The sequence below is a fragment of the Hymenobacter lapidarius genome, from assembly GCF_001816145.1.
In the GTDB taxonomy this organism is placed as follows: Bacteria; Bacteroidota; Bacteroidia; order Cytophagales; family Hymenobacteraceae; genus Hymenobacter; species Hymenobacter lapidarius.
Window position 1 is genome coordinate 1 of sequence record NZ_MDZB01000018.1, and the last position, 1,861, is coordinate 1,861.

A 1,861-nucleotide genomic window follows, 5' to 3' on the forward strand; every position below is an offset into this window, starting at 1 on the left:
AGGCGCTCGGCGCGTTTCAGCTCGGCGGTGAGGGTCTGGCTCAGGGCATCGAGCACGGTGAGGCGGCGCTCTACTTCGGCTACGATTTCGGCTTGCTCGGCTAGGGGCGGGACCGGTATAGGAATGCCGTTTAATTTGGCCTGATTTAGCTTTGGTTGAGCCGTTCCAGTTACAAAAGGGGTCAAATCAATAGAATTGACATAGTTTTTCGCAAAATCTAGGGTTAAAATGCTTTCAGCGTCTAAGACGTGAGCATGATTATTAACCCAATATTTCCCCTTTGCAATAAATGCGATTGGGGTGCTTCTACTCAAAAGGTTTGCGCCGTCCTCACCGATGAGAAGAAGTGGTTTATCGAATAAGAAATCATCAACTTTATCGATGACACCTGAAGCACCATAATAATCAAAGTCGCCTTGGCGCTTAGCTCGCTCACTACTATTAACTGGGATACGTTCGCCGTCTCGATTGATTAAGAGGTTTCCCAAGGTGCTCCACACCCACCCCGCCGGCAGCTCCGGCAGCTCGCTCGTATCGGGGGCGGCGGGCTCCACATACTTTGATTTCCAGGCATCGTTCAGCGGGAGCTGGCCGCCGCGCTTGGCCACTTGGGCGGCTTCCCACTGCGCCCGGCGCTCGGCGCGGATGCGGGTGAGCAGGGCGGCCCCGGTTTCGGTGGGGGCGGGGTGGGCTTCGCGCCAGGCGCGGGTGAGCTCGCCGGTCACGGCCGCGTGCAGCACCGATTGGCGGTAGCGTTTCAGCAGGGCTTGGGTGCGGCGCACGGCCGCCACGCCCGCATCGAGCCGGCTGAACAGCTCCTCCAGCTTCGCCACGATGCGGCGCTGCTCGGGCAGGGGCGGGAGGGGAAATTCAATGGTTTCTAAATTCTTTCGTGAAATCCGCAGACGTGTTGAACCGCTTTGCAAAGCTGCTATTGAAGCTCTGAATACTGAAGAATTCAGCGTATTCATCAGCCACCTGTGGTCTACACCAAACTTACCTGTTCTGATAATACATACATCGACAACAGTAACAGCCTGCTTCTCATCGCCAGGGAAAATGCAGGCTCTTCCAAGTGGGTCGGGCATTCGTGCTACCAGCACATCGCCTGCTTGCATGAAAGTGCAATTGAGCTTAGTCGCTTTTTCCAGCGTCATAAAACGGTTCGACCGGTTGCGATAATTGCCATCACCAACATCGGCCAGTTGAATTAGGCGAATGTCTCCCTCCGGGTCTTGGTCTTTGGATTCTACCCAATCACCATCTATAAAGACGCCATCAGTAGCGACTACTTGTTTCAGCTTTACAAGCTCCCAGCCCTGCGGTAATTCTGCTCTCTCCCCCATAGTTTATTAACAATTCCTACGCGGCCAGAGCCTCGTTCAATTCATCCACGATGGCCTGCAAATCGGCCCCGAACACCTGGCGGGCGCGGCCGTAGCCGCCCAGGTCCACGAAGGGCGGCAGGGTGAAGTCTTCGGCCTCCACGCTCAGGGAGGTGGCCACCTTGTCGCGCATCAAACCCAGCCAGTGCTGCTGCTCGGGGCTGAAGGCGCGGCCGGCCTGCTGCTGCCGGGCGAGCCAGGCCCCAAACCGCTCCGCCACCGTGAGGGGGTAGGCGGTGAGCGTCTCGGTCTGGTGCAGGGCGAAGCGCACCAGGCTAATGAGGTTGGTGAGCAGCGTGCGGGGGCCGGCCCCGCGCACCCGCGCCTTTTCGAGCTGCTCGTAGGCATCCCAAAGGTGCTCGGGGGTGAGCTGAGGATTGTCGAGGCGCAGGGCCAGGGCCAGCTCCCGAATCTGGGCAAACGTGACGGCCCGGCGGGCGTAGGGCTGGTTGTGCAGCAGCTGCAGGGCCGTAATC

At 58.5% G+C, this 1,861-nt stretch carries 2 protein-coding genes; both read right to left on the reverse strand.

The features are described from left to right. A partial coding sequence (locus BEN47_RS00690; protein WP_070724288.1) for a restriction endonuclease subunit S occupies positions 1-1,346 on the reverse strand: 1,346 nt, incomplete at its 3' end. Between the two features lie 16 nt (positions 1,347-1,362). Continuing rightward, a partial coding sequence (locus BEN47_RS00695; protein ID WP_317039443.1) for a type I restriction-modification enzyme R subunit C-terminal domain-containing protein occupies positions 1,363-1,861 on the reverse strand: 499 nt, incomplete at its 5' end.